Genomic DNA, 26,467 nt, shown 5'->3' with positions numbered 1-26,467 from the left:
AGTGTGGTGACACATGGAGCTGACGAATACTAATCGATCGAGGACTTAACCAAAACGTTTGAAACATTCAATGAACCGTTTATCCAGTTTTGAAAGAACAATACTTTCAAGAGAGCTTCAAGACACAGTAATACGCCGTGTATTGAAGGTCGAACATAGTTTAGTGATGATGGCAAAGAGGTCACACCCGTTCCCATACCGAACACGGAAGTTAAGCTCTTTAGCGCCGATGGTAGTTGGGGGCTTCCCCCTGTGAGAGTAGGACGTCGCTAAGCAATTGAAAGACCAGAGAATAATTTCTCTGGTCTTTTTTCGTTCTTCTTCTAATTGCATTATTTCAAGTTAACTAGAAAAATTCTATCCAAAGTGTGTGACATTCGCTGGAGGCTTTATCTTGATTCATCAAAATAAACATCATTTTCCTCTATAGAGAAGAGAGCTTTGTACCTAACGCGTTGCTTTCGGTACAAGTGAATCAAGATAAAAAACAGCGTTCACACTTAAAATTCAAGAGCACTTCGAAGATTATTGATATAGGATTGACTCACTGGCAATTCACTTCCATCAGTTAAAGTAACAATAAAATTCGACGTTAAGTCTCGTGCCATTTTTTTTATGAAATGAATATTGACAATATAGGATCTATGAATACGGATAAAATAAGTTGGCAACCTTAATTGAAGTTCTTTTAGTGTAATACTCGTTTTAAATTGTTCGCCTTCTACATAAAACCATGTTTTTTTCTGCAAGCTTTCTATATGAGATATTTTATGAATTGCTACTGGATTCCACTCTTCCTCTTGCTTTCCTGTTAAAAACTGAAAAGGTTCTGCTTTTTTTGTAGAGAAGGCTGATGGTAAAACAACTACTAGTGCCGCAGGCTTATTTTGAATGTATATGGGATAACCTATGCCGTAATAGGGTGTACCAAATAGGGAATTATCTAATATTGCATCTGTCTTTTTCTGTGTTCGTAATACCTGCTCCGCAATACTCCCTGTCATTACTTGTTGACCTATTTCTAAATGAATACTTTGATGACCTGAGTGAAAATAAACATAAGCATTTTCAACAGCAATTGCAATGGATGAATCAACAGGAACCCAGTCTTTCAACATGCCAATATATTGTTGTGAAATATCATTTGCGAAAGAATTTAACTCATTATTCATTGTGAATATCCCCCTTGTTTGTAAACAGTCTTCCAAATTTCATCGCTTAAAAAAGCAGTTTCATCCTAAAAATTTGGTCTTTTATCAAAAAATAGTGAAAATTCAATTACTCTGTTATATATTAATTTACAACAAATAATACTGTTATGGAACAGAAAATTAAAAGTTTTTTAACAGAGTATATTGTACACAAAGGGGAAGGTGGAATTTCACTATGTCAACTCGTCAAGAAAGAATCGAAGCTTTAGAAAAACAATGGGCTGAAAACCCACGCTGGGCTGGAATTGAGCGCACTTATTCAGCTGAAGAGGTTGTTAAATTACAAGGCAGTGTTGTACTGGAACAAACATTAGCGCAAAAAGGTGCTACTCGACTATGGAATTCATTACGTGAAGAACCATTTATTAATGCATTGGGTGCCTTAACAGGTAATCAGGCAGTTCAACAAGTAAAAGCAGGATTAAAGGCTATCTATCTATCAGGCTGGCAAGTAGCTGCGGATGCAAACCTTTCTGGTCAAATGTATCCTGACCAATCGTTATACCCAGCCAATTCTGTACCAGCAGTAGTAAAACGAATTAATCAAGCACTTCAACGTGCAGATCAAATTGATCATGCTGAAGGACGTGTAGATCAATTTGATTGGTTTGCTCCAATTGTTGCAGATGCAGAAGCAGGTTTTGGTGGTCCTCTTAACGTATTTGAGCTTGTAAAGGGGATGGTTGAAGCTGGAGCAGCTGGTGTTCACTTAGAAGATCAATTAGCTTCAGAGAAAAAATGTGGACATCTTGGAGGTAAAGTTTTACTTCCAACTCAAAATGCTGTTCGTAACTTAGTGGCTGCTCGTTTAGCTACAGACGTTATGGGTGTAGATACTATTTTAATTGCTCGTACTGATGCAGATGCTGCTGATATGGTTACATCAGATATTGATCCACGTGATGCGGAGTTTATTACTGGTGAGCGTACACCTGAAGGTTTCTTCCGTACAAAAGCAGGTATCAAACAGGCAATTGCTCGTGGTTTAGCTTACGCTCCATATGCAGATTTAATTTGGTGTGAAACTTCAAAACCATCACTTGAGGAAGCTCGTGAATTTGCTGAAGCCATTCATGCTGAATTTCCAGGTAAAATGCTTGCATACAACTGCTCACCTTCATTCAACTGGAAAGCAAATCTTTCAGAAGAAGAAATTGCAGAGTATCAACGTGAACTTGGCAAATTAGGTTATAATTTCCAATTTGTAACATTAGCAGGCTTCCATGCATTAAATCACTCTATGTTTGAGCTTGCACATGATTATAAGGATAATGGTATGGCTGCATATTCTAAGCTACAACAAGCAGAATTTGCATCGGAATCAAAAGGCTATACAGCTACACGCCACCAACGTGAGGTGGGAACTGGATACTTCGATGAAATTTCTCAAGTTATTTCAGGTGGTACTTCTTCTACAACGGCAATGGCAGGATCTACTGAAACTGAACAGTTTGTTTAAGTCTCAGCTTAACTACGTGTTTTCCTAAATTCATAATCATAGAGTAGTCTCCTCCGCTCCTCCTAAGGCGGAGGATGACGAAACTAAAATTGCAAAGGTGGGTAAACAACTAATGGAACAAGCAACGACAGGCAAGCTTAAAATTGTTGGACAACAAAATGAGCAAACAATTGAGATTTTAACACCTGAAGCTCTTGAGTTTGTTCTTGCCCTGCACGAAAAATTTGATGCTCGCCGTAAGGAGCTGTTGGAGGTACGTCAAGAACGCCAAAAACGCCTTGATGAGGGAGAGAAACTTGATTTCTTATCAGAGACAAAGTCTATTCGTGAAGGTGATTGGACAATTGCACCACTTCCTAAGGACCTGCAAGATCGCCGGGTTGAAATTACAGGACCAGTTGATCGTAAAATGGTTATTAATGCTCTAAACTCTGGAGCAAAAATGTTCATGGCTTGCTTTGAGGATGCATCTTCTCCGACATGGGGAAATATGATAGGTGGTCAAATTAATATGCGCGATGCTATTAATAAGACGATTGAATTTACCCAAGCATCTAATGAAAAAACATATAAACTAAATGATGAGACGGCAGTGCTGTTAGTTCGTCCACGAGGCTTACATTTGCTTGAGAAACATGTACTTGTAGATGGAGAGCCGATTTCAGGAAGTTTCTTTGATTTTGGCTTATATCTATTCCATAATGCTAAAAATGCACTAGCACAAGGCACAGGGCCATACTTCTATCTACCAAAGTTAGAAAGCCATTTAGAGGCTCGTTTATGGAATGATGTCTTTGTCTATGCACAAGATTATATTGGTATTCCACAGGGCACTATAAAAGCTACTGTATTAATTGAAACCATTTTAGCGGCGTTTGAGATGGATGAAATTTTATATGAGCTACGCGAACATTCAGCAGGTCTGAATTGTGGACGCTGGGATTATATTTTCAGTTACATTAAACGTCTCCGCAATCAAGCTGACGTTATTTTACCAGATCGCGGGCAAGTAACGATGACTGTACCATTCATGAAGGCCTATACGTCTTTATGTATTCAAACATGTCATAAGCGTAACGCACCTGCAATGGGAGGAATGGCTGCACAAATTCCTGTTAAAAATAATGATGAGGCGAATGCGGTGGCATTTGCAAAGGTAGCAGAAGATAAATGCCGCGAGGCAACAGAGGGGCATGACGGTACTTGGGTAGCACATCCAGGTATGGTTGCAACAGCGATGGAACAATTTGATGCCATCATGACAACGCCAAACCAAATTCATAAAAAACGTGAAGATGTACACGTTACTGCGGAAGATTTAGTAGCCGTACCAGAGGGGACAATTACTCTGGAGGGTCTTCGCATTAATTGTAGTGTTGGAGTACAATACATGGCTTCATGGCTTCGTGGTAATGGTGCTGCACCAATTAATAACTTAATGGAGGACGCTGCGACAGCAGAAATCTCTCGTACACAAGTATGGCAATGGATTCGTCATCCAAAAGGTGTTTTGGATGATGGACGTGGCATTACTTTAGCGTTTGTCTTAGAAATACTGGAAGAAGAACTTGAGAAAATTAAAGAGGCTGTTGGGGAACAAGCTTATAACAGTGGTCGCTATGACGAAGCTGCTGAACTGTTTAAATCTTTAATTGAGCAAGATGAATTTGCGGAATTCTTGACGCTTCCTGGATACGAAAAATTAGCGTAAGATACAAATCTACTATGAACATTTCAAACTTTCCTAATAATATTGGATTGTACTTAGATTCAATCCAACCTATTCCACTAACATAACGTAACGGGGTCTGTTCTCCCGTTTAATCTAAAGAGATGAGCACGATCGTATTAAAAGGGGTCTACTAATAAAAGTAAAGAGATATTAAGGGGTGAAAGATGTCTTACTAGCTTAGATGGGGAGCTTGTAAGGCATCTTTTATAGGTAAATCCGCGTAACTGTTTCAAGTTTACGCGGATTTTTCCTATTTAGCTTACGATGGCTAGTACAAAGCCGTCATAGCCCTTAACGCCAACTGTTTGTACAGCTGTTGCTTCAATTCTAGGTTCTTCTTTTAGTAAATCCATAAATTGCTGTACGCCTCTGACACGCTCATCCTCACTACTTTCATCAGTTATGGCTCCATTGCGTACTACATTATCCGCAATGATAATAGCACCTGGGTTAGCAAGCTTTAGTGCCCACTTCAAGTAAGCAGGATTATTTGGCTTATCGGCATCAATAAAAATAAAGTCAAATAATTGTCCTGTTTTTTTCAAGTTGGGTAATGTATCTAGTGCTTTTCCTATCATAATCTCAATCTTTTCTTTAAAGCCTGCATTCTCAATATTTTGCCTAGCGACTGAGGCATATGCTTCATTAATTTCTAAAGTCACTATCTTACCTTCTTTAGGGAGGGCTTGAGCTAAGCTAATACTGCTATAACCTCCAAGTGTGCCAATTTCCAAAATATTTGTTGCCCCTTTTATTTTAGCTAGTAAATATAATAGTTTTCCTTGAGTCGGGGACACGTCAATCTCTGGAATACCTGCAGTTTTATTAGCCTGTAGTACAGCATTAAGGTGGCTGTTTTCTGGTAGGAGTTTATCCATAAAATAATCATCTACGTTTTGCCAAACATGTAACTCTGTCATTATACAGTCCTCATTTCTCTTTGTTTTAACGTGCAAGCTTGCAAATAGAGTGTATGATAGAATGAATCATAATAAAAATATATTCTTATTATTTATACATAACTATAGATTATGAATGGGAGTAACATCATGAATATTCATGGCTTAAAATTGTTTTATCAAGTTGCTACTACAGGCAGTTTTACAAAAGCTGCAGAGACACTGTGTATTAGTCAGCCTGCTGTTTCAAGCCAAATTAAGCGATTTGAGCATGAAATTGGGGTGCAGCTATTTAAGCAACAAGGGCGTGGTGTAGTACTCACAGAATTCGGTACGGCTCTAGCAGAAAAAGCACAAAATCTTCTTGCACTTGAACATCATATTGAATCATTTATAGAAGATTACCGACTTGCAAAAGCAGGGAATTTACATATTGTGGCTACCTATCTGCCAGCTAATTTTTTAATTCCAAAATGGGCAGCTGCTTTCAAGGAAACGCATGAACATGTGAGTTTAAGGGTTACAACTACCAATACGAAGGATGCTTTTGAACAACTTATTCACTTTAAAGCTGATATTGCGATTTATGGTGGAGGAATTTCTGAAAGGCCTAAAGAAATATGGTGGGAGGAGCTATATGAGGATGAATTATGGTTTGTAGTGTCACCTAATCATCGATATGCATATCAAACCATTACATTGTTTGATATGTTTCAGGAGCCATTTATTATGAGGGAAGAAGGGAGTTCAATGAGGGAGCATCTTTTTTCCTTATGTCAAACATATCAGGTGAAGCCACCGAAAATTGCATTACAATTTAATGGCATCAATGAAACCATACGTTCTGTTATGGCAGGCTATGGTGCAAACTTTATTTCTTCCCTTGCAGTTAGAGAGTATGTTGAGAGCGGACAATTGGCAAGGGTTTATGTAAAGGATATACAGGCCGTTAAACATAAAATTGCTATTTGCACGAGGAATAATGAAAAGCAAAGCTTACTTGTGCAAAAATTTATTAAAACGATGAAGAGTTCGCCTGTTTAATAGGTGTACCTCATGCACAAATGCAGTAAATTTGTTATATTAGATATATAACAAATATGGAGCTGATAAACATGTTTATTCAAATAGAGCCACAATCTGACGTACCTATTTATGAACAGGTGACACGTCAAATTATTGAAGGCATTGCAAGAGGAGAAATGAAGCCAGGCGATACCTTGCCATCTGTGCGGGCTTTAGCTGCAGATTTAGGTGTGAATATGCATACTGTTAATAAGAGCTATCATGAATTAGAAGCCAAAGGGATTATTGTCATCAGGCCTAAATCTGGAGCTATTATAAGTTCGACAGAGGAGAGAGCTTTGACACCTGACCAACTACGACAAATTGAAAAGAATTTGAAACCTGTTGTGGCAGAAGGAATGGTGCTCGGCGCAACAGTGGAACAAATTGAGCACATGATGAAAAAGGTGTTCGCTGATTTGCAAATACCAGCAGAGGGAGTGTAGCAAAATGCTACTTGGTGTTTTTACAACAATCTACATCATGACATTAGCTATGCAAATAGTGGTTCCTTATATTGTACGGGAGACTATAGCTTTTGGGGTCACTGTACCTGATCAAAATATTAAGCATCCCGTCTTAGCTAAGATGAAAAAACAGTATGTCCAATTAGTAGGGGGCTCTGGGATAGTATTTTTAATCATTATGATTATTAGTTACAATATGCTAGCTCCTTCTGAATCCCTTCAAAGTATGGTTTTAATGGGCTGTTTATTTAGCATGCTTACAGTAAGTATGATACTGTACTGGGTAAATCATCAAAAGGTATCAATGTTGAAAAAGCAGGAGCAATGGTGCGTCAATATTAAACAAGTAAGGGCAGTAGATTTAACTGCACGAAGCCGTGATGAGATGCTTCCTTGGTCATTTTTTGCGGTACCTTTAGGAATATCAGTGTTTTTAATGATTTACACAATGCTTCATTACGACCAAATGCCAAATGATATAGCAGTACATTGGGGGCCAAGTGGAGAAGCGGATGCTTGGCGAAACAAGACGTATTTCACGGCTGTTTCGCTGCCGCTCGTTATGCTGATGGTGCAATGTATGATGTGGGGAATTACCGACTCCATTAAACGATCTGCTATAAAAATAGCTGTAAATCGCAAAGATGAATCGTTGGAGGATCAGCTAAAAACGCGGAAATATATGAGTTGGAAAATTTTGTTGGTAAGCTATGCTTTAACAATTCTATTAACAGTGTTACAACTAAGCAATATCTATCCTTCCATGACTGTAGGATATAAGCTATTACCAGTATTTATTTTCTTTTTAGTTGTTTTGATCGGCTCTCTATTTATTTATGTTTTGAAAAAGCGTAAACACAGAGTGCGTTATGTAGCAAATATTGATTCACAAGTAATGGACATAGATGAAGATCGCTATTGGAAGGGCGGCTTAATTTATATGAATCGACAAGATCCTTCTGTTTTTGTAGAGAAACGATTTGGGGTAGGTTGGACCATGAACCTTGCTAATCCTAGGGGTTATATTGTCATTGGCTTACCATTTCTCGTATTGCTGTTGATTTCTATATTTTCGTTATAAAATAATAATGATTTGAGATGAAAAATTCGTTCCAAGTGGGCGGATTTTTTCTTATTGACTGGAGGTAAGCAGATGAAGATTCTTGTTGTCGATGACGATGTTCATATTTTACAGCTAGTAAATATTTATTTAACAAGAGAAGGTTATCAAGTGTTACGTGCGGAAAATGCACAGCAAGCACTAACATTACTTGAAGGGAATCTGCCTGATTTAGCTGTTGTAGATGTAATGATGCCAGGAATGGATGGTTTTACATTAACCGAAATGTTAACACAAGATTATGACATCCCTGTTTTATTATTAACGGCAAAAGGCGAGCTAGAGGATAAAGAGCGTGGCTTTTTAGCAGGATCAGATGATTATGTTGTGAAGCCCTTTGAACCAAAAGAGTTATTATTTCGTATAGCAGCCATATTACGTAGATTGGATAAAAAAAATCAAGTAACCATTCAAGTAGGAAAATTAGTAATTGACCGCCGAAGTTTTGAAGTTGTAATAAGCGAAGATACACTCATATTACCTTTGAAAGAATTTGAATTACTAGCTTTGCTAGCGTCACGTCCCCATCAAGTATTTACTCGTAGCTATATTATGGAGCAAGTATGGGGCTATGACTATGATGGTGACGAGCAAACCTTGAATACACATGTGAAGCGGATACGTGAAAGATTAAAAAGCTATGACACAGCTGTTGAGATTACAACAGTGCGAGGTGTTGGTTATAAGCTAGAGGAAACAACATGAAGACTTTATACAGTAAATTTGTTGTGACGACAATGCTCGTGATGATTGGCAGCCTATGTATTGGTTTTTTAGCGACGAATACATATTATCATCAAGTGGTAAAAGAAAAAAATGATACTAAAAACGTCAACATCGCTCAGGATATTGCGCATTATATTGAGACAGCGAAGCCTGATGATTTAAACAATTATTTGATGACATTAGGCGAAATTGGCTACCAAGTTTATGTGACATCTGGTGAGGAAGGACATTTTTTTGGTGGGGAATATCGTGATAAAGCACTGTCAGCGTCTGTTGTTGAACATGTTTTACATGGAGAAATCTATCATGGTATGCGAGACTTCCCTAAAGAAACCTTTGTGACAGGTTTTTTTGCTAACGAACTAATTAATACAATAGGTGTACCATTTACTTATGACAACAGACCCTACGCATTGTTCATAAGACCTGACATTCGCTTATTGTTTTCTGAGGTGCACACGATACTTGCAGGATTAATGTTGGTTATGATAGTACTGAGTTTACTTGCCATGTTACTGTTTGCTAAAGCATTAATTCGACCGATTACAAAGCTAACTGCGGCAACTAAACAGCTTGCACATGAGAGGTTCGATACAGTATTAGATATTGATCGTGCAGATGAAATTGGTCAATTAGCTACAAGCTTTAATATGATGACAGAGAAATTACAGGAAAATGACCGTGTACGAAAAGAATTTATTAGTAATGTATCACACGATTTTCAGTCGCCCTTGTTAAATATTCAAGGCTATGTTGACTTACTTAAAAACCCTTTGTTGACTGAGAAGGAAAGACAGGAATATGCAGCGATAATTGAGCTCGAAACAAAACGCCTCTCTACATTAACCAAGCAATTGTTATTATTAACATCGCTTGATCAATCAACTAGAATCGTAAAACGTGATCCCTACAGATTAGATGAACAGCTGAAGGAAACCGTGCGAAAATATCGTTGGCAAATTGAAGAGGCACAGCTCCAGATATCATACAAGCTAGAGCAAATTATTTATGATGGCGATGCAGGGCTTTTACAAAATGTATGGGATAATTTGTTAACAAATGCCATTAAGTATAATGTAGAGGGTGGATCGATACATCTAAAGCTACAGAAGAACCCTACTTCGCTTGGAATTCTTGTTGAGGACAGCGGTATAGGTATGACTACAGATCAATTAGCAAAAGTATATGACCGTTTTTATCGTGCAGACGCCTCCAGAACAAAGCAAGGAACGGGGCTAGGACTAGCGATTGTCAAACAAATTGTAGAGCTACATGGAGGCACTGTACAGATGGAAAGCGAGATGAATGCTGGTACAAAGGTATATATCCATTTACCAACTTTGTCATGAGGAGTTCATGTAAAGTTCATGTTCACACGATAAACTGCTACTTAATATAAACAAGCTTAGGGGGAGTTATCGTATGGAACAAAAATGGAGCATACGCCTTATTCGATTAGCTGCGATTTTTGCTTTTATCGGAACGTATCTAGGGTCACATATGTCAGGTTCAGGTAGTTACGAGTATAGACCGATACATGCGCACATATTACTTGTCGGTTGGCTGAGTATGTTTGCATGGGGTATTTTTTATCGAGCCTTCAAAGTGAAATCACAAAAATTAGTAACCATTCATGGTTGGACTGCTATTCTTGGTGTTTTAGGTTTAACGTTAGGGATGTGGTTCTACAATATAAATCCATTTAATTTTGGTAGCACATTTACATTAGTCTTCTTTATTGTAGGTGGAACTACGTTATTAATCAGCTTTGCATTATTTATTGTAATAACTTTCATGATTAAGCAACAAGAGTATATGGAAAGCTAATAAAACCTACCGTGTCACAATTCGTGATGCGGTAGGTTTTATATGTTTATTTAATATCTTCAAGTGATTGTCTCAGCCATTTTGTAGCCTCTTGATAATCTTGAGCTACACCATGCCCTTTTTTGTAGAGCATACCAAGCTGGAATTGCGCTTTTTGATGCCCTTGATTAGCAGCTAGCCTATAAAGCTGAGCGGCCTTTGAAAAGTCCTTTGGTACTCCCTGTCCATGGCTATGCATTTGTGCTAATTGGTATTGTGCCTTTATATGTCCTTGTGCCACAGCCTGTTCAATCCATTTAGCAGCTTCTGTGTAATCCTGCTTTACACCTTTGCCCTTGTCAAATAAATTACCAAGTTGATATTGTGCACCTGCATGTCCTTGAATGGCAGCTAGTCGATAGCATCTGCGTGCCTCTTCAAGGTCCATAGTAACACCCAATCCTTGCTCATATAATAAGCCTAATTGATATTCAGCTTGAATATGTGACTGATCCGTTGCGGCCCTCCACCACTTAACGGCCTCTGGATAGTTAACAACAACACCTGCACCTGATGTCAGTAGTAGACCAAGCTCGTACTGCGCATCCGCATAGCCCTTTTCGGCCGCAGCCTTAAAATACGACAATGCTTTATCTGGTTGCTGTAGCTGATATACATATATACGGCCAAGCTCGAAGCCAGCACTAATATGCCCTTTTTCTGCAGCTAGCAGTAACCATTTTTCTGCCGAAACAATATCCTGTTCTTTTTCATATAGTAGGCCAAGACAATATTGTGCATTTAAATGTCCTTTATGTGCGGCTAACTTGAACCATTTTAAGGCTTCTATATGATCTTTCAAGATTCCTTGACCGGTATTGTAGAGCATTGCCAACTGAAATTCTGCATTTACATGGTCTTGTAAAGCGGCCATATGAAACCATTTTGCAGCTTCTTCAAGGTTTTGAGAAATACCCCGGCCCTTAAGGTACATATAGCCGAGATTATACTGGGCACTTGCATCGCCCGCCAAAGCAGCCATTTCAAAATAAACAATAGCCTCCTCGTAGCTTTCCTTGACACCTGTGCCATTATGATAAAGGAAACCTAGGTTGTTTTGAGCACTTGTATTACCTTGATTGGCAGCTAAGGTATACCACTTGGCTGCCTCATGAAAGTTTTGCGACATGCCCCGGCCTTGATTATAAAGCACACCTAAATTGTACTGTGCATCTGCATTCCCTAAATCGGCAGCTAATTGGTAATGGTGTGCTGCCTCCATATAATCCTGCACAACACCTTGTCCTAGATGAAAGAGTACACCAAGACTATAGAGAGCATTGGCATCATTTTGTGCGGCAGCCCGTTCATACCACATTTTTGCAAGTGCATAATTTTTTTTGACACCTCGCCCATGATTGTAAAGAGCCCCTAAATTATATTGAGCACTTGCATCACCATTTTGCGCTGCAGATTCAAACCAGTTGGCTGCATGTTTATAGGCTTCCGTTGATTGCTCATGCTGGAGTATATTATTATCAACTATCGAAAGAACCTCTGCAGTATGAGCAGACATGCTAGGAGACCTAAAGCTACGATCATAGCGTTTCATAAACCATTCAACGATATCACTAAGATAATCGAGAACAATTTTTGCCGCTTTGGCTTCCACAATTTCATTACTAGTATGACTTGTCATTTTATGAACTAAATTCATTAATAAGTAAATACGACGAGGATGAATTTGTGCTACAAAACTTCGATTATTTAATAGCATTCGAACATTTTTTATTTTTGGTTCAGCATGCATTTCCAACTGATAAATCTCATACAAAATATCCTCTAATACAAGAAGAGACTTTTGCAAAGATAGTGCTGGGTTTGAAATGGCAAGCCAACTAGCATCCTGTAAGTTTTTAGCTAATTTTGTGAGGGATAGCCGCTTTAATTTCTGACATTGTTCTTCAAGAGTTTCGTAATGCAAGACGATAGAACTCACCTCTTTCATCAATTACGCCTCGGAGTAATAGCCGCTGACGCTTTGCTTTCGCGCAGATAAACAATATGTCCGGATTTTTTCGTGTTAGATGGAAAAAATCTGTTACACCCGCGGGGCTTTAGAGCAACATGATGTTGGTCACACATTCATTAACGCAGGACGTGGCGCTTTTAGAAGGTGTTCCTCTATTTCGGACCACTGGAAAAACTGAATTAGTAGCTTTCGTATAAAATACCTTTGCTGAATTAAGATAAAAATCTCTTTTTTCATATATCGGAGAAATATCGATATTATTGATAAGTTTTAATGGGATTCATCAGTTGAATTGTTCCTGTTACGTGATACTATTTGATATAAGGGAGATTCGTTATACGGAGAGCCTGTCAGCCTATAGGTGGGGGAGCAAAATGAAAAATATTGCAGCTATTATTCCAGCATACAATCCACAACTATCACTCATTACCTATGTACATCAATTATTAGCAACGACCATTACACAAATTGTCATTGTCAATGATGGGAGTGATCAAAAATATAAAGATATTTTTGAAGATCTAAATAAAATAGATCGCTGCCAAGTACTCCAGCATGATTGCAATATTGGAAAAGGTCGCGCATTGAAGACTGCCTTTGCATATATACGAGAGCAAAAAGGAATGTTTCATGGTGTTCTTACAGTAGGGGCGCATGGTCAGCATACATTACAAGATGTTAAGCTTGTGTTAACGATGACAAAGGTGTTTTCAGAAGGTATTGTGCTAGGTGTACGTAATTTCCACTCAGCAGATAGTACATTTCTTTCCTATTGGGGAAATCGTGCAACAAGCATGTTTTTTGAGTTACTGTATCATCGGAAATTAATGGATACACAAACGGGTTTGCGTTACATTTCGATAAATGAGCTGCCTTGGCTGATGAAGGTAAAAGGCGAACGCTATGATTATGATACAAATATGCTAGTTGCGGCACTTAAAAGAAAGTGTCCAATATTTGAGGTAGAGATTGGTCAATTACGTATAAAGAAGAATACGATTATCCAGTATGATGAAATATCAAGTGCTGGTACCATTATTACGAGAATGCTTATGAATTATTTGAAACCTAGGAATAGCAACGGCTAGGTTTAAATTTGAAATAATGAGCTAGGATAAAGAATAACGATTACTCATTAGAACGTAGCGAGTATAGAAAGAAGGAGCAATGTATGGAATATTCAGATCAAGTGAAAAATCGTGTAAAACGGATGGAAGGCCAGCTACGTGGTATTTTGAAGATGATGGAGGAAGAAAAGGACTGTAAGGCAGTCATTACACAGCTATCAGCAGTTCGCTCTGCTGTAGACCGAACAGTGGGTGTTATTGTAAGTACAAATTTATTGGAATGTGTACAAAATGCTGAAGGGGATGGCGAAAAAATGAATGAGGTCATTCAGGAGGCGGTTAATTTAGTTGTGAAAAGTAGGTAATAGAAATAAAACTCACTATGTTTTGGTGAGTTTTATTTTTTTGCAAAAAAATAGTTATATTCGATACTTATATTTAATTATTGGGTATTTTATACCGCTATTAATGTAATAAATTTTTAGTTAAAAGTCTTAGTTAGTGAACTTGTATGATAGCTTAGTCACTACGTTCTTTGTTATGCTAAATAATAACGATAGATTCAAAGGGAAGGTGATTAGTTATGAAAAAATGGTTGTTATGTGGAGCTACTTTATTAATGTTAAGCCCAACTGCTGCCTATGCAAAGCAAACAGAAAATACTTTCCCAATTTATCCTGTAGTAGCTAACTCGTCAGTATCAACATGGGATCAATTTACAAAAGAGCTTGTAAAGCATATAAAAAATTTTGAGACTGACATAAAAATTACGTACACAGGTCCACTCGGTGATTTCAAGAAGGACATGATGGATGCTTTTGAAAAAGCTAAACAACAAGCTGTTTATGCAAGTGGACATATGGAAAGTACCACGATGTCCGCAGATTCTTTAGGTAATGTAACATATAAAGTAAAATACCTGACAAATCAAACACAAGAAACAGCCGTACAAAAAAAGATTAGTCAAATACTTAAAAATATTATCAAGCCTTCTATGACAGAGTTCCAAAAAGTAAAGGCTATTAACGATTATATTGTATCCAATACTATGTACGGGACGAAAACAAAGGCAAGTCCACATAGTGCCTATGCATTATTATTTGAGGGACAAGCTGTGTGCCAAGGCTATGCATTAGCTGCACAAGCAATGTTAGAGCAGTCTGGGATCGAGACAAAATATGTTGTTGGTTTTGTTAATGGGAACGAAGCACATGCTTGGAATTTAGTAAAGTTAGGTGGAGAATGGTACCATTTAGATACAACATGGAATGATCCGGTGCCAAATCGCATTGGTGCTGCATCATATGATTATTTTTTAGTGACGGATGCACAGCTTAACAAAGATCATAATTGGGTGAAGACAGATTATCCTACTGCTGCAAGTACAAAATACAGCTATATGAACAATGTTCATTTTGCGTATCAGCTAAATAATATCGTATATTTTAGTAATACTGCTGATAACGATAAATTGTATAAACTGGACATGACAAGTGGAAAAAAATTAAAGGTATTGGATAAACGTACATTGTATATCACGGGAACTAATCAGTATCTATACTATAGTGATTACAGTAACAGTGGGTATTTGACAAAGCTAGATTTAAAAACGTTAAAAGCTGAAGTGTTGATCAAGCAGCCAGTAACGGATTTAAAGATTAGTGACAATTATTTAATGTATAATAGTAATGCTAAAGAACATAGACTTAAAATTAATTAGGTCAACAAACAAATATTAACAAGCACAAATGGACCCTTCAGTGAGTTCTTTGTGCTTGTTTTGTATATAATGAAAAGAAGACGGTTGGAGGTGAGGAATTTGTGGAAGAAATTAGCTATTATTGCTATTATTATTATTTTTATTGATCCCATTTATATGGCTGGTAAGGCAGTCGTTCAGCAGGTGGTGGATTGGACAAATAATGACGAAATAGAAACAATGCTTCTTTCAACAAAAGAGAAAATCGTAGATGTTACTGCTAGACTTTCAGACGATGCCTCAATAGAAACAGCCATACCTATAGAAGATGTACATGAAGCGGAGGTAGCACCTAAAGCGCCACCAATTCAGAAACCAGAAACGAAGTTAGTTGTTACGAATGCTAAGGAAATGGCTGATGCGATGTATTCGTATTATAGTAGTTTTTCACCGAAGTTTGAAATTCAATATAAAGGTAATACACAACGAATTGAACAAATTGTAGAAGAAGCCTATAACAAAGCTATCAAACGAGATGATTATGTTTACGGTCATGTTAGTAAACATTCGATTCGTTTTGAATACGGACGTAATAAAGCGACTATTTTTGGAGAACAGAGTTATTTAATGACCCCAGAGCAGGCGGCTTATGTGGAGATGAATGTCCAAGAAATTATCGCTAAAATCAGTAAAGGCTCTATGACAGAAGTTGAAAAAGTACGGGCTGTCAATGATTATATTGTTGCCAATACAGCCTATACAGATCAAACCAATTCTAGTCCTCATAGTGCCTATACCGTTCTTGCAGAGCATGGAGGAGTATGTCAAGGCTATGCTTTACTTGCTCACTCAATGCTTCAAAAACTGGGTATTGAAACAAAGTATATTGTGGGCTATGTCGGTCAAGAGGGACATGCGTGGAATTTAGTAAAGCTGGATGGTCAATGGTACCATCTCGATACGACATGGAACGATCCAGTACCAGATCGCAAAGGTGCAATACGTTACCAATACTTTTTAGTTGATGATCGTACAATGGCCAAAGATCACACATGGATTGCTGAAGACTATCCAAAGGCAACAAGCACACTTTATAACTATTATCATGATATTGACTTCCCCGCACAGGCTGGCGATCAATTATATTTTAGTAACATTTCAGATGACAATAAGTTGTATGTGCTTGATATGACAACTGGTAAGACGAAACGAGTAACGAATTCGCGAGCACAATACATCGTTTATTCAGATGGATGGCTCTTCTTTAGTAATTATTCTCGAGGGGCATATTTAACAAAAATTCGTCCAGATGGTACTGGGGAACAGGTACTAAATAATGAGGATACGAGGGATTTATTTTTGAAGGATGGCTATCTCTATTTTACAACGGATGAATTGAAGAGAATGGCTCTCTAATTTAACTTAAGACAAGGTGATGTCAACGGCACAAACAGCCATCTTGAAAGGCGAGGGGGTTATTTCCGTTCAGCCAGTGTCCTTTACAGGGGGCGTCCGATGATCCGCTTCACTCACTGCGTTCGCTCCAGGATCTTGGCTGTGATGCTGGCTCCACTCCAATCAACCATGTGCAAAAGTGTCTTTACCTTCTCATTCATACTAGCCGAAGTAAACAAAATAGCTCATTATTTGTATGATTAGAGCAAGGATAGGCTCCTTTTTTCAATGTGGAGAAGTGATGAGTCACAACAACGATCAATAAGTGAACATCTTCACTTTATTCGTCAAAACACTTTTGTGGTGGAGTGGAGGGCTACTTGACTCCCGTGGGATAGCTCGACGCTCGCCCACAGGAAAGCAAGTAGCCTGCAACGGAAATCCATTTTCACCTTCCACAAAAATTCTATTGATAGTTTTGTTTTTCAGCACTAAGAAAAGGGCATGACTTATAAACAGTCATATGCCCTTTTTGTCCGTTCAATTAAATAAATAATAGGTGGTTGCTGACATAGCTTGATGTCAACCTGAGGATAGGTTAATGCTATTTTCTCTATAAAGGTTTTTAAGATGAGCGGATTGTGCTTGATGGCACCACCATTACAATAAAGTGGGAACGCTCCCTTCTGATAGCCAATTTTTTTCAATATAGCCCTTATTAGAAGTGCTAATTCATGAGCTGCTTGTAGTGATATTTGAATGGCACAAGCATCTTCTTGTTCGACTGCCTTTGCTACAAATGAACCCATCTTAGCCAGCTGTGCATTTGTATAAGAAGGTTGAAATAACCATTCAGCAAGCTCCGTTACATCTTGTATACCTAAAGTATGGTAGACAGCATCTTTTAAAATAGTTGGCTCACCACGACCATCCTCCATTTTAAATATAGCTCTTACTACCTCTTGCCCCAACCAAAACCCACTGCCTTCATCGCCAGCTCGATGACCCCAGCCTCCTGCACGTACAATTTGTTGCCCATCATAGGCGTAGGCAATTGCTCCCGTTCCAGCAATGAGTAATGCACCTGCCTGTCCAGCAGTCACGCCTAGTAGTGTGGCTTCAGCATCATTTTCAATAATAAGTGTATCGATTTGTAGCTTTGTAGCGGCTAGAGCATTTTGAACAATTCCGGTTACTATTTCATAATCCTTAGGAGAATCAATACCAGCTAATGCAAAAGTAGCCACAGCAATTTGGGAGTGGGGGTGTTTTAGCAAAAATGTTTCTATATTTGCTAAAAGTCCTTGTAATATTGCTGTAGCTGATTCAACACCAATCGCTTGATAATTCGAGCCCGTAGTTGATGTAGAATATTGAATCTCACCAGCTCCAGTATGAACTAACACACACGCCGTTTTTGTTGCCCCGCCGTCAATAATCAGTAACCATTGCTTCATTGATTCCATTCCTCTAGAAAGGCTGTTAATTCCTTTTCCGCTTCAATAATAGTACTTTCCTTTAAACGTACCCATTCATAAAGGTTGTGGGCATTCATTTTTGAATGTTCAAGGGCTGCTTTCATTGTCGCCGGAGCTGGGCCACCTAATAATGTTCGAACACCAACAAATGATTCTGGTTTTAACGTATTATAAAAGTCCTCTTCAGAGATACTTAATTCTTTGCCTGTAATTAATTTAGATTGCGTATTAGCAAGGCCCCATGTAAGGCTAGCTAGTGATTCTTCACCATGAGAAAGTAGAACTTTAATACATTTACTAACAATACTATGTGCTTGACGGAATGATATCCCTTCTGAACGCACTAACGTATCAGCTAGCTCTGTAACATTGGCAAAGCTATTCTCCGCACGATTTTTTAATTTCTTCTTGTTCACGTCCATTGTGACAACAAGAGAGCCAAATAATTTGTAAATACCAATTAAACGGTCAATGGCACGCCATAAATAAGGCTGCATATCATCCTCTGTGTCTACGATATCTCCAAACGGTGTATTATGTACCATCTGTAATACAGTGCCTGCATCTCCAACAACCGCAGATAGTAATGAACGTGTATGTTCTATTGAAACCGGATTACGTTTTTGAGGCATAATAGAGCTTATTTGCACATACGGACTTGCTAGTGTAAATGCATTAAACTCCTGAGTTGCCCATAATAAAAAATCTTGAGACGTACGACCAAGATTGAGTGCAGCGAGCTGTACAATACTTGCGGCTTCTGCAATGTAATCTGCACCTGCAACGGCGTCCCATGCATTTTCGATAATATCGTCAAATGCCAACAAATCGCGCATACGTTCTCTACTAATATTAAAGCCTGTTGTTGTTAAGGCGGCAGCTCCCATACTACTACGATTGACAGTTTTATAGACGTGCTGCATACGCTCAAAATCCCGTTCAAGCTGGTCGATGACAGCCTTTAAATAATGAGCAAAGGTTGTGGGCTGAGCTTGCTGAGTATGTGTGTAACCAATCATGATAGTGTCCACATGCTCCTCTGCTGCAGCGATTAAATCACCACGTAATGTTAGTAATTCACGCATTAATAGTAATAATTTTTTTCTTAACGTCATTCGATAGATGGCGATGCCCATATCATTACGACTTCTTCCAATGTGAAGATTTCCTGCAACATCACCAGCAAGCTCTATTAATTTATTTTCAATGCGGAAAAATAAATCTTCATATTGGGGACTGTAATCCTCTAAACGATAATAATTTAAGTCTATTTTTTTTAGAGCGGTCCCAATTTGTTTAGCTTCATCTTTTTTTACGAGTCCTTGTTCTTCTAACATTTTTAAATGAGCAATATTGATTTGTAGCATGATTGTTAAAAAGTTTTTCTTCGCCTCATCATAAGCTGGCTGTAAAACAATTTTTCGATAGATGTTAGAAGGGAATATCATCCCATCTTCTTGCTGTGTTTTGTTGCGAAAATCTTCAAACATTGTAATGGCCCCCTAATAGATTGGCAGTTATATGGCTGTACCAGCGCTGCCTTTTGATAATTTTTCAGAAATAATAAGGACAACTAAAATTAAGCAAATTTGTAAGACACCATAAGCACAGGCGGTCCCAAATTTAAATGCGTATAATTTTTGGAATATCGCTACAGATAATGGAATAGTAGATGTACTGTAAATCAGAATGGATGCTACGAACTCACCAAAGCTTTGCACTAGGGCTAGAAGTGTCCCTGCTAATATCCCGGTGAATGTTAAAGGTACAACAATACGTCTAAATGTATACCACCAATTAGCGCCTAAGCCACGAGAAGCCTCTTCAATCGATTGATCTAATTGTACGAGAGACGCGGATGTCGAACGAAAAACAAGTGGTAAATGTCGAATAAAATAGGCTAATGGCAAAATCCAAAATGTACCAATCAATACTTGATTAAAACTAAAAATACTTTCTGTACTAAAAGCTGCGATTAAATTGACCGCTACAACAGTTCCTGGTAAAGCCCAAGGCACCATTATCAAAATATCGAGTAACGTTTTCCCTTTAAAGTTTAATCGGACCATAGCATAAGCAGCGGCGACACCAAAGATAATATTGCCTATTGTTGCGACGACACCCATTTGAATAGAATTCCAAATAGGGCGCCATGTGCGCTCATCAGTAAAAAGTGCAATATAATGATCCATCGTATAGTCAGTCGGGAGAATTTGTGTCTTCCAAGCACCATCAACAGAAAAGGATATTAATAGTAGAACTAATATAGGTAATAGCAATATTAATGTGCCAATAAAGGAGGAGATTGTTGCCACAATTTTAATTTTTTTAGAGGTTACCTCAGAACGATGAACACTAATCCCTTTACTGAGATTTTGATAATTCCGCCGATTTTGATACCAGCGCATGATGATTAAAAAGGTGATAGACACGAAAGATAAAATCATCGACTGTGTTGCGGCCATCTCAAGGTTCCCATTCGTACGTGATAAATAGATTTGCATCGTCATTGTACGTTCTACACCAAACATTAACGGTGCCGTGTAAGAAGCCATAGAAATCATGAATACTAATAAGGAAGAGGCGACAATGGAAGGTGTGAGCATTGGTAAAATAACCTTTGTCCATACTCGTATACGCCCTGCGCCTAGACTAGTTGCAGCCTCTTCAAGAGCAGGATCTAGCCCTTTGATAGCTGCAGATGCTGTTAAATAGAAATAGGTGTACATCGTGAAAGTATGAACGACGATAACCCCCCAAATCCCTTTCAATGAGAATGGAACATGATCTAAGCCGAATAGATGTTGAAAGATTCGAGGGAAAATACCACTATCCCCATACAAAAATGAAAAGGAAAGCACACCCACTAGGGGAGGAAGTGCCATAGGAACCAATACTAAGATTGAAAGTATTCGTCTTCCTGGGAAATTATAACGTTCAAGTAAAAAGGCCATCGTTACCCCAACAATTGCACAGCAAATCACACTGATTATCGAAATATAGACACTGGTCCACAAAGCCTCTAAATTTGCTGGACTAGCTATATCAAAAAATTTCTTATAGTGAAAGAAAGCCTCATCACCAGCAAAGCTTTGGATAAATGTTTGATAGAAGGGATAAACCACATAGGCGAACAACACTAAAAATAATGGCGATATTAAAACATAGACAAACCAATTGGAATGAAAAATACGTGTCCACGCACTTTCTTCAGAAGCATTGACAGACTGTTTTTCCATATTGGCTTCCTCCTATTCCCCTAAAAAATACAGTGAATCATGAGCAATATTAATTGTAATGTCATCACCGATCTTCTTTATTTGGTCATAAGAATTAATAATCATTACTTTGAGTGAAAACGCAGTAAAATCTACAATGTAATTAACGCTAATACCTGTAAATTCAACAAAAGTAATTTTCCCTGTTAAAGTATTATCACCAGCACCTAGATGAATAGACTCCGGTCGAATTGAAATAAACACTTTGTCTCCAATCATATGCGTTACAGCCGGAGAGCTTTGTTGCTTTCGCCCAGTAATCATATGTCCATTTACTGTTCTCACTTGAACATCCTCACTATTAATTGCTTGTATTGTGCCTTCAATTAAATTGGTTTCACCAATAAAATTAGCCACAAATCGATCTACTGGCTGATTATAAATCTCCTGAGGGGTCCCAATTTGCTTGATATAGCCATTCTCCATGACCATAATTCGATCTGACATAGCCATTGCCTCCATTTGATCATGGGTAACATAAATCGTTGTGACACCAAGCTCAGATTGAATTCGTTTGATTTCAATGCGTGTTTCCTCGCGTAATTTAGCATCTAAATTAGATAAAGGTTCATCAAGTAATAAAATGTCTGGCTCAATCACCAGTGCTCTAGCTAAAGCAACTCGTTGCTGTTGTCCACCAGATAGTTCATTTATTTTTCTATTGCCGTAAGCTGCTAGATGTACTTGTCCTCTAATTCGATCAACTTTGTGCATAATTTCAGACTTTGAAAATTTGCGAACTTGTAAACCAAATGCAATATTTTCATCAACTGTCATATGAGGGAAAAGGGCATAATTTTGAAATACCATACCGATATTACGTTTATTTGGCTGAAGTCGAGTGACATCTCGATCATCAAAAAGAATTTTGCCTTTAGTAGGGTAATAAAAGCCTGCAATCATCCTTAATGTAGTTGTTTTGCCGCAGCCGCTAGGACCGAGAAAAGTAAAAAATTCACCTGCTTTTATTTCGAGATTTAAATCGTTCACACCATACACTTGACCAAATTGCTTCGAGACATTCTCGATTCGGACACTTCTCAATCATAAACTCCTCTCTAACAAAGAATAGGGATGATCCAGGAAGGTAAAAATCCGCTATATGAGCCGAATTTTTACCGTCAATACTATTTACCGCGCCCTTTTATGTTGTTATCCCAATATTCCATCCACTCAGCTTCTTTGTCAGACATTAGCTGCCAATCAATATCGAATGTTTTTAAATCTAATTCCTGGTACCATTCTGGCATGGAAGCTTTCTCAATATCCGAACGTGTAGGAATTTGATAATAATCATTAGCTAATTGTGTCACCATCTCTTTTTCAAATAAGAACTCTACAAATAATTTCGCATTTTCTAGGTTTTTAGCGTTGTTCACAACAGCTACACCATCTACTAAAATAGGTGCTCCGCTCTGTGGATAAATATAGTCAAAAGGATAATCTGTCGTATATTTCTTTAATAAAATATCTTGTAAATTCCATAAGGAGACACTACCTTCTTGGCGTGTGAGCTTTAAATACAAAGCATTAGGGTCTTGTGTGTACTCTTTTGTATTAGCATCTAATTGTAATAACCAGTCATAGCCTTTATCAGGTGAATCTTTACCTTGTCGTACAATCATAGAGGAATAAATCGTGCGCATTGTACCTGACGCAAGAACACCACGAATTAAAATTTGATCCTTCCATTTAGGATCTAATAGGTCATCCCAATCCTGTGGTCCTGTTTCTTTTGTCAGTAAATCACTATTAATCATAATGACCTCTGGTAGCAGCATTTCCCCAATCCAACGTCCTTCAGCATCTTTATGTGCAACATCAATGGAATCAATAAAGCTAGGCTGCCATGCATGCAATAGATCTTCTTTTGCACCAACAATGAGCGCTGATTGTGTGCCACCCCACCAAAAGTCGGCTTGTGGATTGGCCTTTTCGCCACGTAAGCGTTCCAAAATTTGCTGAGCGCCCATCGTTAAAAACTCTACTTCAATGTCTGGGTACTTTTCATTAAACTGATCGATCACATTTTGCACCATTTCTTCGTCACGTCCTGTGTAGATTACAAGCTTTCCTGATGGTGTTGTAGCTGCTACTTCAGATGTTTTGTCATTATTTTCTGCATCATTTGTAGAATTTTGCTTATCCTTCTCGTTACAAGCAGCTAAAACCAAAAGCATCAGCACTAGGAAAAAACCAAGAATGTGGTTTTTTTTCATCCTCTTCCCCTTTCTTAAAGTAAGGTACTTGCATAATGCAGTATAATACGAAGGGATAACATTAATGTTAGAATTATTAAAAAATTACATTTGCATTCATCATAGCGAAGTGTAAAACCGTTAGCAACGGCATTTCAGTAAAGTTCAAAAAAACTCCACAAAAAGGAATCAATCCATTTTTAAGGAGTTTTTTGTCGATTTATGAATGTGCTTCTAATAAGCTGTCTTTTTGCTGACGTTGTGCAATGATAGTTGGCAACATCATACCAGCAATAACGAGAATAATACCGATGATTTGTACAACAGTTAAAGGTTCATGTAGAACAATAACTGAAACTGTTACGGCAACGGGTAATTCGATGGCACTTAATATGGAAGCAAGTGCACCACCAACTTTAGGAATAGCAATTGAAAATAAATAAATCGGTAAAATGATACCTAAAAGTCCAAGTGCTAGTCCATATTTCCACAGGCCTTGCATGAATAATTTGCCGTTCCAAATAACTTCAGGGCTGAGGAAAATACTGATCATGATGAGAGCTACAAAGGAAACGAATAATACCCTTGATGTGGTAGTAACACCTTCAACAGGTCGAGAGTTGAATTGAATGAAGCAGGCAAAGGTAACGGCTGCTGCAAAGCCAAATAGCCAACCTTGAATAGGGATGCCGCTTAAATCTACATTTAATACACCAGCAGCTAAAATGGTTCCTACAAATAAAATTATGATAGAAATCACTTCAGGTCGACTTGGTAATCTTTTATGAAGGGCACAATCAATGAGCAATCCAATCCATGTAAATTGGAACAACATGACTACTGCAAGAGAAGCAGGTAGATACTTCAAAGATTCCCCGTACACTATACCTGTCGTTCCAGTAAAAATACCAGCACAAATTAAAATAAGTAAGCCCTTTTTGGACGGCTTTGGTAATTTTCTGTCTGTAAAAATAAAAATGGCTAATACGAGTATAAAGCCAATAATATACTGACTTGATACAGCCTCTGCTGATGTAAAGCCATGCTGCATAGCTACTTTGACAATAGTCGACAAAATACCATAGCTACTAGAAGCAATGACAATCAAAAGAGGGTAAATAAAATTTGTTTTCATCTATTAATTTTTCACTTCTCTTCCTAAAACTGTTTTACCATATGATGAAATGGCTCATCAATTATGGACCATGGCTCCGTAATAACAAAGCCTAAACGTTCATAAAGACGGCGAGCATCCTCTTTTTGAGTTTCAACATTTAATGATAATTTAGTGTAGCCGCGCTGCTTTGTGAGCTCTTCGGCAAATTGTAATAGCAATGTTCCGATACCTTTACCTCGTGCTTCTGGTGCTACACAAACTGTGTCGATATAGGCCTCATCCTCATGGGCTTCTTGATCAATAATAATCGACGGGGCATTTTTTGCTTCTAGCCATTTAATAAGGTTAGCATCCATGTTAACAGCATGTGCGCCATAATAGTAAACGAGAATCCCTAATATTTGCTCACCTTCAGTAGCGACAAAGGTATTTAAATATGAATGTCGATTGTCGTCACGTTGAAAGAGAATTGTCAGTTCTTGCATAACAGCTTCTGCTGATTGTTCACCAGTTAAGCGATTAGCAATATCGCCAATGGCATCGATAATTAAAGGCACAACGGCATGGGCATCTTGTGGTTGCGCTTGTCGAATTGTAATACTCATCTTGAAAATCCCTTCCTTTCTATAGGCAAGTATAACAAAGATAGAGGATGACTCAAGTTTTCTAGCCCCTCATTAAGAAATGTCAAAAGTAAAAACCTTTATAAAATGACAATTTTCGTGTTAATCTATAATGACTAGACTTTCAGGAGGACAATCATGACAAAGCAAGATAAGGATTTTATATTAGTCTATGGAGATGCTTTTATTGACTATATTGCTGATGATGTAACAAACGCATCATTTACTAAATATATGGGTGGTGCAACGGTAAATGTTGCAGCTGGTATTAGCCGTATTGGTGCGCCTTCCGCACTCATTACAATCACAGGGGATGACGAAGGCTCTCAATTTGTTCGAGATGGGCTTGCTCAAGAGGGTGTAAAGCTGGATTATGCCGTATTTAATCCAGCAAAGCGAGTAAGTGGTGTATATGTGCATCTAACAGAAGCGTGTGAGCGAATTTTTAAAGATTATGTAGATGAAACACCAGATTTACAAGTAGAACCATCACAGTTAAACGAAGCAGCTTTTAAACATGCATCTGCTTTAACAGTGTGTTCAGGTACTATGTTCCATCCTACGGCACTTGCCACAACGCGAGCTGCTGTTGAAATAGCTAAGGAAAAGGGTGCAATTATTGCAATGGATGCCAATATACGTCCATTACGTTGGAGTAGCGAAGAAATCTGTCGAGATACGGTTACATCATTTTTTGAAGATGTCGATATTTTAAAGGTAACGGATGATGAATTATTCTTCCTAACAGAAACAACTAGCTTAGAAGAAGGCATTGAACAACTAAATAGCTATTTAGTACCTATTATTTTAATTACCGTAGGAGAGAATGGCACTTATGCTGTCCTTAATGGTGAGGTTATCCATGTACCAACTGAGAAAGTTGTGCCTGTGGATACTACAGGTGCAGGAGATGCATTTATGGCAGGTGTATTGCGTGATGTCCATTACAATGGTTTACCTACAACAAAAGAAGAACTTGTGCGTTGTACAAGCTTTGGCAATAAGTTAGGAGCTTTTGCCGCAACAAAAGCAGGTGCATTAACTGCTCTACCATATTATGAGGATATTAAGCATTTACTGAAATAAACATGCGGA

At 38.1% G+C, this 26,467-nt stretch carries 23 protein-coding genes and 1 rRNA gene; 14 read left to right on the top strand and 10 right to left on the bottom strand.

Annotated features, from left to right (window positions below):
- Positions 1 to 159 precede the first annotated feature (159 nt).
- Positions 160 to 275 (top strand): 5S ribosomal RNA (rrf, locus tag GJU32_RS18830).
- A 225-nt stretch (positions 276 to 500) separates the two neighbouring features.
- Here the strand turns inward: rrf and GJU32_RS18825 are convergent.
- Positions 501 to 1,172 carry a LytTR family DNA-binding domain-containing protein gene (locus tag GJU32_RS18825; protein ID WP_155593463.1) on the bottom strand — a complete coding sequence of 224 codons (672 nt, stop codon included), beginning with the start codon at positions 1,170 to 1,172 and terminating at the stop codon, positions 501 to 503.
- Positions 1,173 to 1,386: 214 nt separating this feature from the next.
- Here GJU32_RS18825 and aceA point away from each other — a divergent pair, with 214 nt between their 5' ends.
- Entirely contained in the window at positions 1,387 to 2,670 is a 1,284-nt protein-coding gene (gene aceA, locus GJU32_RS18820; protein WP_155593462.1) for an isocitrate lyase, read from the top strand.
- A 112-nt stretch (positions 2,671 to 2,782) separates the two neighbouring features.
- Entirely contained in the window at positions 2,783 to 4,381 is a 1,599-nt protein-coding gene (gene aceB / locus GJU32_RS18815; RefSeq protein ID WP_155593461.1) for a malate synthase A, read from the top strand.
- Between the two features lie 275 nt (positions 4,382 to 4,656).
- Here the strand turns inward: aceB and GJU32_RS18810 are convergent, their stop codons facing one another.
- Positions 4,657 to 5,322, bottom strand: coding sequence for an O-methyltransferase (locus GJU32_RS18810; protein WP_155593460.1), 666 nt, complete (start codon positions 5,320 to 5,322; stop codon positions 4,657 to 4,659).
- A 129-nt stretch (positions 5,323 to 5,451) separates the two neighbouring features.
- On the opposite strand from GJU32_RS18810, the gene GJU32_RS18805 reads away from it, so the two are divergent.
- From GJU32_RS18805 to GJU32_RS18780, 6 genes are all read left to right on the top strand, one after another.
- Positions 5,452 to 6,345: a LysR family transcriptional regulator gene (locus GJU32_RS18805; protein WP_155593459.1), complete on the top strand. Its 894-nt coding sequence runs from the start codon at positions 5,452 to 5,454 to the stop codon at positions 6,343 to 6,345.
- A 71-nt stretch (positions 6,346 to 6,416) separates the two neighbouring features.
- Positions 6,417 to 6,812, top strand: coding sequence for a GntR family transcriptional regulator (locus tag GJU32_RS18800; protein ID WP_155593458.1), 396 nt, complete (start codon positions 6,417 to 6,419; stop codon positions 6,810 to 6,812).
- Positions 6,813 to 6,816: 4 nt separating this feature from the next.
- A complete protein-coding gene (locus GJU32_RS18795) occupies positions 6,817 to 7,914 on the top strand; it encodes a DUF1648 domain-containing protein (RefSeq protein WP_155593457.1) in 1,098 nt (365 codons plus the stop codon).
- 72 nt (positions 7,915 to 7,986) lie between these two features.
- A complete protein-coding gene (locus GJU32_RS18790) occupies positions 7,987 to 8,658 on the top strand; it encodes a response regulator transcription factor (protein WP_155593456.1) in 672 nt (223 codons plus the stop codon).
- Complete coding sequence (locus GJU32_RS18785) at positions 8,655 to 10,028, top strand: HAMP domain-containing sensor histidine kinase (RefSeq protein ID WP_155593455.1); 1,374 nt, start codon at positions 8,655 to 8,657, stop codon at positions 10,026 to 10,028. Before GJU32_RS18790 ends, GJU32_RS18785 begins: the two co-directional genes overlap by 4 nt.
- A gap of 73 nt (positions 10,029 to 10,101) precedes the next feature.
- Positions 10,102 to 10,506: a hypothetical protein gene (locus tag GJU32_RS18780; RefSeq protein WP_155593454.1), complete on the top strand. Its 405-nt coding sequence runs from the start codon at positions 10,102 to 10,104 to the stop codon at positions 10,504 to 10,506.
- A 46-nt stretch (positions 10,507 to 10,552) separates the two neighbouring features.
- Here the strand turns inward: GJU32_RS18780 and GJU32_RS18775 are convergent, their stop codons facing one another.
- The gene (locus tag GJU32_RS18775) at positions 10,553 to 12,493 is read right to left on the bottom strand and encodes an SEL1-like repeat protein (RefSeq protein WP_230875094.1); all 1,941 of its coding nucleotides are present in this window, start codon (positions 12,491 to 12,493) and stop codon (positions 10,553 to 10,555) included.
- Positions 12,494 to 12,891: 398 nt separating this feature from the next.
- Between GJU32_RS18775 and GJU32_RS18770 the strand changes: the two genes are divergently transcribed.
- The 4 genes from GJU32_RS18770 (at position 12,892) to GJU32_RS18755 (ending at position 16,699) form a co-directional block, all read left to right on the top strand.
- Positions 12,892 to 13,605: a glycosyltransferase family 2 protein gene (locus tag GJU32_RS18770; protein ID WP_155593453.1), complete on the top strand. Its 714-nt coding sequence runs from the start codon at positions 12,892 to 12,894 to the stop codon at positions 13,603 to 13,605.
- 83 nt (positions 13,606 to 13,688) lie between these two features.
- Positions 13,689 to 13,949 (top strand): metal-sensitive transcriptional regulator, encoded by a 261-nt coding sequence (locus tag GJU32_RS18765; RefSeq protein ID WP_010857552.1) that lies wholly within the window; start codon positions 13,689 to 13,691, stop codon positions 13,947 to 13,949.
- Between the two features lie 218 nt (positions 13,950 to 14,167).
- Positions 14,168 to 15,304, top strand: coding sequence for a transglutaminase domain-containing protein (locus GJU32_RS18760; RefSeq protein WP_155593452.1), 1,137 nt, complete (start codon positions 14,168 to 14,170; stop codon positions 15,302 to 15,304).
- A 99-nt stretch (positions 15,305 to 15,403) separates the two neighbouring features.
- The gene (locus GJU32_RS18755) at positions 15,404 to 16,699 is read left to right on the top strand and encodes a transglutaminase domain-containing protein (RefSeq protein ID WP_155593451.1); all 1,296 of its coding nucleotides are present in this window, start codon (positions 15,404 to 15,406) and stop codon (positions 16,697 to 16,699) included.
- Positions 16,700 to 17,187: 488 nt separating this feature from the next.
- Here the strand turns inward: GJU32_RS18755 and GJU32_RS18750 are convergent, their stop codons facing one another.
- From GJU32_RS18750 to GJU32_RS18720, 7 genes are all read right to left on the bottom strand, one after another.
- Positions 17,188 to 18,144, bottom strand: a complete 957-nt coding sequence (locus GJU32_RS18750; RefSeq protein WP_230875093.1) for an N-acetylglucosamine kinase — start codon at positions 18,142 to 18,144, stop codon at positions 17,188 to 17,190.
- Positions 18,132 to 19,646, bottom strand: coding sequence for an argininosuccinate lyase (gene argH, locus GJU32_RS18745; protein WP_155593449.1), 1,515 nt, complete (start codon positions 19,644 to 19,646; stop codon positions 18,132 to 18,134). The genes GJU32_RS18750 and argH overlap by 13 nt, the downstream gene beginning before the upstream one ends.
- Before the next feature lie 27 nt (positions 19,647 to 19,673).
- Positions 19,674 to 21,395, bottom strand: coding sequence for an ABC transporter permease (locus GJU32_RS18740; RefSeq protein WP_155593448.1), 1,722 nt, complete (start codon positions 21,393 to 21,395; stop codon positions 19,674 to 19,676).
- Between the two features lie 12 nt (positions 21,396 to 21,407).
- Entirely contained in the window at positions 21,408 to 22,478 is a 1,071-nt protein-coding gene (locus GJU32_RS18735) for an ABC transporter ATP-binding protein (RefSeq protein ID WP_155593447.1), read from the bottom strand.
- A gap of 83 nt (positions 22,479 to 22,561) precedes the next feature.
- Positions 22,562 to 23,653 carry an extracellular solute-binding protein gene (locus GJU32_RS18730; RefSeq protein ID WP_155593446.1) on the bottom strand — a complete coding sequence of 364 codons (1,092 nt, stop codon included), beginning with the start codon at positions 23,651 to 23,653 and terminating at the stop codon, positions 22,562 to 22,564.
- Between the two features lie 199 nt (positions 23,654 to 23,852).
- Positions 23,853 to 24,767, bottom strand: a complete 915-nt coding sequence (locus GJU32_RS18725) for an EamA family transporter (RefSeq protein WP_155593445.1) — start codon at positions 24,765 to 24,767, stop codon at positions 23,853 to 23,855.
- Between the two features lie 23 nt (positions 24,768 to 24,790).
- Positions 24,791 to 25,354, bottom strand: a complete 564-nt coding sequence (locus GJU32_RS18720; protein ID WP_155593444.1) for a GNAT family N-acetyltransferase — start codon at positions 25,352 to 25,354, stop codon at positions 24,791 to 24,793.
- Positions 25,355 to 25,510: 156 nt separating this feature from the next.
- Here GJU32_RS18720 and GJU32_RS18715 point away from each other — a divergent pair, with 156 nt between their 5' ends.
- Entirely contained in the window at positions 25,511 to 26,458 is a 948-nt protein-coding gene (locus GJU32_RS18715; protein WP_155593443.1) for a carbohydrate kinase family protein, read from the top strand.
- Positions 26,459 to 26,467: the final 9 nt, after the last annotated feature.

This window comes from Lysinibacillus cavernae, assembly GCF_009724685.1.
GTDB lineage: Bacteria > Bacillota > Bacilli > Bacillales_A > Planococcaceae > Lysinibacillus > Lysinibacillus cavernae.
This window is presented reverse-complemented; position numbering and strand designations above follow the sequence as displayed.